Genomic DNA, 6,313 nt, shown 5'->3' with positions numbered 1-6,313 from the left:
AATATTAATAAAACAAATGCCAGTATAATCGAATTAAGTAAGGACCAACAAATAACTTTTAATGTACCTACTAATTCTGAATTAAAAATTCAAATGGATATGCTACATATTTCAAAAGAAGATTTACAAGTTGTAAAAGTACTACAGCCTTTTATTTATGCAGAAATTGATTGGATTACTGAAAAATTCTATGCCAACATTACAAAACAACCTAATTTAATTACTATTATTGAGCGTTACAGCTCTATTCCAAAACTAAAACAAACTTTAAAAACACATATTAAAGAATTATTCAGCGGCCATATGCATGAAGATTTTATTGAACAGCGTGTTAGGATTGCCAAAAGGCATGTACAAATTGGTTTACATCGAAAATGGTATACTGCTGCTTATCAAGAATTATTCCGCTCTATCATGAAGATTTTGCAAACAAAAATAACGACAATCGATGATTTTTCATATTCTATAAATGTCATAAATAAATTATTCACTCTTGAACAAGAACTTGTTCTTGCAGCTTATGAATCTGAATATGAAAGAATGCAAAAAGAGCTTGAGAAAGAAAAAGAATTAACTGCTATGACAATTACGCATATCGCAACAGAACTAGCTGCTGTATCTGAAAAAACAAGCTCTTCTATTCAAAAACTAACCGCCAAATCTGAAACTATTGTGGAGATTGCTAAAACAGGTACATCATTAGCTACAACCTCTGAAGAAAAAGCGAATAAAGGTAAAGAACAATTAAACCAGCAAAACAAACGAATGGGATCTATTCAAATGAATATGGAGACGATTATTACAGATACTCATGAACTTCTCAATATTTCTAACAAAATTAATGAAATCATAGATATTGTTAAATCGATTGCGGAGCAAACCAATTTACTCGCACTAAATGCAGCTATCGAATCTGCACGTGCTGGAGAATTTGGGAAGGGGTTTTCTGTTGTTGCTGGTGAAATCCGAAAATTATCAGAGCAAACGAAAGAATCTATATTTAACGTTACAAAGCTCGTCGAAAAAACAAATGAACAAATTACCCGTGTATCGTCTTCCGTGAAACAAATTAGCTCTCTCGTATCGGAAGGAACGGATAGTATGTCGGCAACTGATCGATACTTCCAAGAAATCGTAAAAGATATGTCTAACTCAAAAGAACAGAATAAGAAAATTGAACACGAACTACAAGCTATTTCACAAGTAATGAAAGGAATTCAAGATGATTCCTCACAAATGGCTCTAACAGCCGATAATTTGCAACTAGAATTAAATCGATAAGATAAAGTGAAACTTTAATCAGTGGGGGGGTATTCATCCCCCGTTGATTATCAGCCCTCACCAATCGGACTTTTACGGGCAGCCCGCCCCCCACCTAACTTCTTTGCTTTCGCTGATTTTGAGGTGGGGGTCTTGCTGTCTGGAAAATAGCGGGATAAAATTCAAGTCAGGCATATTTTTCATCTACACTGACTACTAAATTTCATCTTCCATCAAAAAAAGAATCCAGAATGGATTCTTTTTATTTTCTGAAAAATATTTTTTGACAATACACATAACTCATATAAACACCAAAGCTCTGCAAAATGAACAATGCCGGCATAATTACATTGTAATATGCCATATCTACTTGAAAGAGCTTTAACAATACGTAGCCACTAATTAAAAATAAAAACAACATATATCCCTCATTTTGTTGTTTCTTAATAAGGAAGTGTAATAGAGCTATAGTCATAAAAAATGTTACGGCTATATATATCAGTTTTTCACATTTGAAAAGAATAGAATTTATTCCTTCATCTGAAAACTGATTTATCATCGGCTCTAAAAGTTTAAATCTTTCTCCCTCAATTTCTTTTAACTTTTGATCAATATGCTCTGTTACACTTTGATTTTTCGATATTTTTTCCTCATGTTGCGTTTTTCCAATTACAACAGATTGAACATACGTCTCATTTGAAATTGTATATTGTGACAATCCCATTGCCTTAATTCCATAATTCACACCAAAATGGGCACTATAAAATAGAATAATTATCCCTATCATTTTTAGTAACACCTTTTGTTTCGTTGCTGATTGAAATACTTCGATTAATAATACATATACCGTGATGAAAATAGGAAGAAATAATCCCATTGGGAAAATCATATTACTAAATGCAAATAAAATCGCTGAAAACATCCACATATAAGGATGACCTAATCCTTTATATAAAAGTATGTAACAAGCAAAATAAAATAAAAATATTGCAAGTGACTCAGGAGTTAATACGGAACTCATGAATATATTTGGAATATACAGAGCATAAAAGATAGAAGCAATACGACCGCATTCTTCTCCAAAAACCATTCCCGCAATACGATAAATAAATAATGCTGTTCCTGTGCAAAATAGCACATTAAATAGTTGTAAAGCGAATAATGAATCACCAAATATACGAATAATTACCGACTCATATATAATAAAAGGTAAATGAGTTACAGTCCCTATATTATTACCAATTGCAATCTGCTTTGCAGACTCATACATCACTTTCATATCACCAATTATTGGAGCATCTACAAATAACAGCATACTAAGCCTCACAACTATAGATATACTTATAAGAAAAACAAGAAATTGTTTATCTGTAAAACGATATTGTAGAATTGATGCCACTAACAAAATGAGTATGACGAAAATTGCCAATATGATTGTTACACTTGTTGTACTTCCTCCAAAAAATTGCTTACTTGTCTCAAATGCTGCCCAACAACTATAAACAAAAAATGCGAGCATCGCACCGATTGTAATTTTATTGAAGAAAGATGAAAAATTTGTTTGTATATGATTCATATGTCCATTGCACCTCTATTTCCATTCATAACAAAACGATTCTATCATGAATGGGTACACGGCTGATAGGGAATTTCTATGACAAATACATAGTCATTATTTTTTACTTGCAATGTAAGCGAATCCTCTTTTACACTACATTTTAGATAAAATAAATTTTCTTTCAGTTACATGAATACAAATACAGAAGTTTAAATAATCCTCTTTTGGAATACACTTTACTTCATTAAATATCTAATATGAGTAATCCGCTTACACATATTATTCTGATTGAAAACAGACTATAGGGGCTGAATATATGGAAAAGAAATTCATGCGAGAATCTAAAGCAATTAAGACAACACGTGTTTTTCCTAACGATTTAAATAATCACCAAACACTTTTTGGAGGGAAATTATTAGCAGAGATTGATAGTATCGCTTCGATTGCGGCTGCAAGACATAGTCGTAAACATTGCGTAACAGCATCTATTGATTCAGTTGATTTTTTAACTCCAATTCACCAAGCTGATTCTGTTTGTTATGAAGCATTTGTATGTTATACAGGGAAATCTTCAATGGAAGTTTTCGTAAAAGTAATCGCAGAAAATTTATTAGCAGGCGAGCGTAGAATTGCCGCTACTTGCTTCATTACATTCGTGGCAATAAAAGATGGAAAACCTTCGTCCGTACCACAAGTACTTCCTGAAACTGAGGAAGAACATTGGTTACACACAACCGGTTCAGAACGCGCGGAAAATAGAAAAAAAGGGCGTTTAAAAAGCAAAGAAATGGCTGAGGTTTTAACTTTAAATAAACCTTGGAATATGTAATGTTATTTAGCACAGGTAAGCATTCCTTTATCTTCACCTGTGCTTTTTTATTACAAATTAAATCATAAGTTACACATAGCTATCTAAACATAACGTCTATTCTTAAAATACCCCACTAACTTGTCCTTTATTTTTTTATACTATTAGTGGTATAGTAGATAATGTTTACTAAACAAGAATGATGCCTATTATGTGTAAAGGATGGTGCAATATGTCTGTTGAAGTACCAATTGTAATACCTAAAACCTTGATTATTATTCCCGCTTACAATGAAGAGGAAGCGATTGCAGATACATTAACGAGACTCTTAGAACTAAAAGAACATTTTGTAGGATTAGATATTTGTGTAATTAATGATGGATCTATGGATAAAACTTCTAAAATTGTTACAACATTCCCAGTCCATCTTATAAATCTACCTTATAATTTAGGAATTGGATCAGCTGTACAGACTGGATATAAGTATGCTTATGAAAATAGTTATGATATCGCTATTCAATTTGATGCTGATGGACAGCATAACCCCGATGATTTATATAAAATCATCCAACCTATAGCTGAAGATCAATCTGATATGGTACTAGGGTCTCGATTCACGGAAAAAACCGCATATAAAGGCAGCCTTTCAAGAAGAATTGGAATATTTTACTTTACTGCCCTATTAAAATTACTAACAAAACAAACATTTATGGATCCAACATCTGGTTATCGCTCTATTAATCGCAAGGTAATTGAAATTTTCGCACAAAATTATCCGAAAGATTATCCAGAACCCGAAGTACTCATTCACTTAAAAAAGAAAAATCTTCGCATTAAAGAAATATCTGTAAATATGCAAGAGAGACAAGGTGGACAATCTTCTATTACACCATTAAAGTCTGCATATTACATGATTAAAGTCAGCTTGGCTATATTAATGCAAAAAATTGTGAAAGGTTGATAATCCATGCCTATAATTACCTTTTCATTTATCTTTATTCTATTATTATTTTTCCTGATTATTAACTCGATACGTAAAGGAACTTTAGAAACAAAATACTCCATTCTTTGGATTTTTGTTTGTATCGCAATGGCGATTTTAAGCTCTACAGATAAGATTATAAATTGGATTGGGAAGCTATTACACGTAGAATACCCACCATCTGTTTTATTCCTGTTCGGACTTTTATTCTGCTTTATTTTAATTTTTGATTTAACTCGTAAGGTTTCTAAACAGCATCACCAACTTGTCACATTGACACAAGATTATGCGTTGCTAAAACAAAAATTAAATAATAAAGAACAAAATGATTCTTTACACGATGCATAATTAAAAATGACCTACTTTCTATTTTAGAAAGTAGGTCATTTTTATATACCATTTAAATGTAGATTTTTTAATAGAATTAATGAAATTACTTACTTTAGAAATGGCCTGCTAACCCTCATAACAGTTGCGACAATACCTACACCTATCATTATAAATAGCATTGGCATCAATGGGAGCGCATATCGATCATATGCAAAGTATAAGCTATTGAAAAAGGTTTGGAATAAAACATTTATCCATAAGAATGAATACTCTCTCCACCTTCTCCAACAGAATGCAAATGCTAGGATAGAGCAAATTATGAAACCTGTTTTAATTGGATCATAAATCTTCTTCATATCTTCCCCAGATATATCAAAAATACTAATTGTGGTGCCTGGATAATAATATGCTTTTTCCCAGAAAATTTGTGGTTTTAAAATTAAATAACTTTTTATCATTGATGCTTTATCTGTATGCCACCATTCCTTAATACGGTCCATCGCTACTTCTTGCTGCTTCGCCATTAACTCATGCGCTTCTATACCTGGATATTTTGCAAAGATTTCAGCATCGATTTCTTCCACACTTTTCCCAGATGGATAACCTTCACCTTGATATGTGCCAAGTAGTAAAGGATTACCTGAACCAGCTGTAAGTGGAATAAACTTGTTAAACTGAACATAGTTACGTGCCCACCAAGGACCAAGTACAACAAATAATACCAATACACTAATAAGGGCTTGCTTTACCATTAAACGCACCGGATAACGTTTTGCTACAAGATATATGAATAATAAAATTGGATATAAAGCGATTTGTACCCTAAAATATAGTGTTACAAAGTAGAATAATAAAATAATATAAAAATCTTTCATTGAATGCGTATCTGCTAATTTTAAGCTCCAATATAACAGCCCTAGTGATAGAAATAGATAAGGACTTTCTGTCAACGTTAAGTTCTCCACCACCACTTCAGGTGGATATAGAGCTAATAACAATGCAGCAATCAATCCTACCGCCGGATTTAAAATATATGTACCAATCTTATAAGTCATATAAATACTTAAAATACCAAAAGCTATCATAACTAATTTTGCACATAAAACACCTAAACTTGCATGTCCGAATATGAAAAATATGCCCGCTAATAAAAATACTTGTCCAGGCATAATATGAATAGTTGGTTTTGTCGGATCATGATACGTTAACATACCAGTTTCCAAAAAATTTACAGCATTTTTTTGATACATTAAATCATCGCTACCAAGTGTCAAATCACTACCGTATGTTTTTAAAGTCATTAACCGAAAGATTAGACCAATAACTAGAATAATACCCAATATTATCAATTCAGGTCTTCGTATATATTTTTGTA

The 6,313-nt window shown here is 32.1% G+C and carries 6 protein-coding genes; 4 read left to right on the top strand and 2 right to left on the bottom strand.

Annotation, left to right across the window (positions count from 1 at the left end; all coding sequences use genetic code 11):
- Positions 1-3 precede the first annotated feature (3 nt).
- Complete coding sequence (locus ACQGSG_RS25465; protein ID WP_426948298.1) at positions 4-1,281, top strand: globin-coupled sensor protein; 1,278 nt, start codon at positions 4-6, stop codon at positions 1,279-1,281.
- 241 nt (positions 1,282-1,522) lie between these two features.
- Here the strand turns inward: ACQGSG_RS25465 and ACQGSG_RS25460 are convergent, their stop codons facing one another.
- Positions 1,523-2,836 (bottom strand): glycosyltransferase family 39 protein, encoded by a 1,314-nt coding sequence (locus ACQGSG_RS25460; RefSeq protein WP_325843025.1) that lies wholly within the window; start codon positions 2,834-2,836, stop codon positions 1,523-1,525.
- Between the two features lie 298 nt (positions 2,837-3,134).
- Between ACQGSG_RS25460 and ACQGSG_RS25455 the strand changes: the two genes are divergently transcribed.
- From ACQGSG_RS25455 to ACQGSG_RS25445, 3 genes are all read left to right on the top strand, one after another.
- A complete protein-coding gene (locus tag ACQGSG_RS25455) occupies positions 3,135-3,647 on the top strand; it encodes an acyl-CoA thioesterase (RefSeq protein ID WP_098605894.1) in 513 nt (170 codons plus the stop codon).
- A 211-nt stretch (positions 3,648-3,858) separates the two neighbouring features.
- The gene (locus ACQGSG_RS25450) at positions 3,859-4,587 is read left to right on the top strand and encodes a glycosyltransferase family 2 protein (protein ID WP_098605893.1); all 729 of its coding nucleotides are present in this window, start codon (positions 3,859-3,861) and stop codon (positions 4,585-4,587) included.
- A 6-nt stretch (positions 4,588-4,593) separates the two neighbouring features.
- Entirely contained in the window at positions 4,594-4,956 is a 363-nt protein-coding gene (locus ACQGSG_RS25445) for a DUF2304 domain-containing protein (protein ID WP_002089883.1), read from the top strand.
- A gap of 89 nt (positions 4,957-5,045) precedes the next feature.
- On the opposite strand, the gene ACQGSG_RS25440 is transcribed toward ACQGSG_RS25445, so the two are convergent.
- Positions 5,046-6,313, bottom strand: a 1,268-nt coding sequence (locus ACQGSG_RS25440; protein WP_426948295.1) for a glycosyltransferase family 39 protein, incomplete at its 5' end; no start/stop codon positions are given.

Origin of the sequence: Bacillus sp. GMa5/1, from assembly GCF_050172015.1 — a bacterium.
GTDB classification, from domain to species: domain Bacteria; phylum Bacillota; class Bacilli; order Bacillales; family Bacillaceae_G; genus Bacillus_A; species Bacillus_A cereus.
Note: the sequence above shows the minus strand (reverse complement) of the source record. Positions and strands in the feature narration are given on the sequence as shown.

Coding starts and splice junctions, on each gene's coding strand:
- ACQGSG_RS25450 (WP_098605893.1), top strand. CDS start 3,859: ATGTCTGTTGAAGTACCAATTGTAATACCTAAAACCTTGATTATTATT.
- ACQGSG_RS25455 (WP_098605894.1), top strand. CDS start 3,135: ATGGAAAAGAAATTCATGCGAGAATCTAAAGCAATTAAGACAACACGT.
- ACQGSG_RS25460 (WP_325843025.1), bottom strand. CDS start 2,836: ATGAATCATATACAAACAAATTTTTCATCTTTCTTCAATAAAATTACA.
- ACQGSG_RS25445 (WP_002089883.1), top strand. CDS start 4,594: ATGCCTATAATTACCTTTTCATTTATCTTTATTCTATTATTATTTTTC.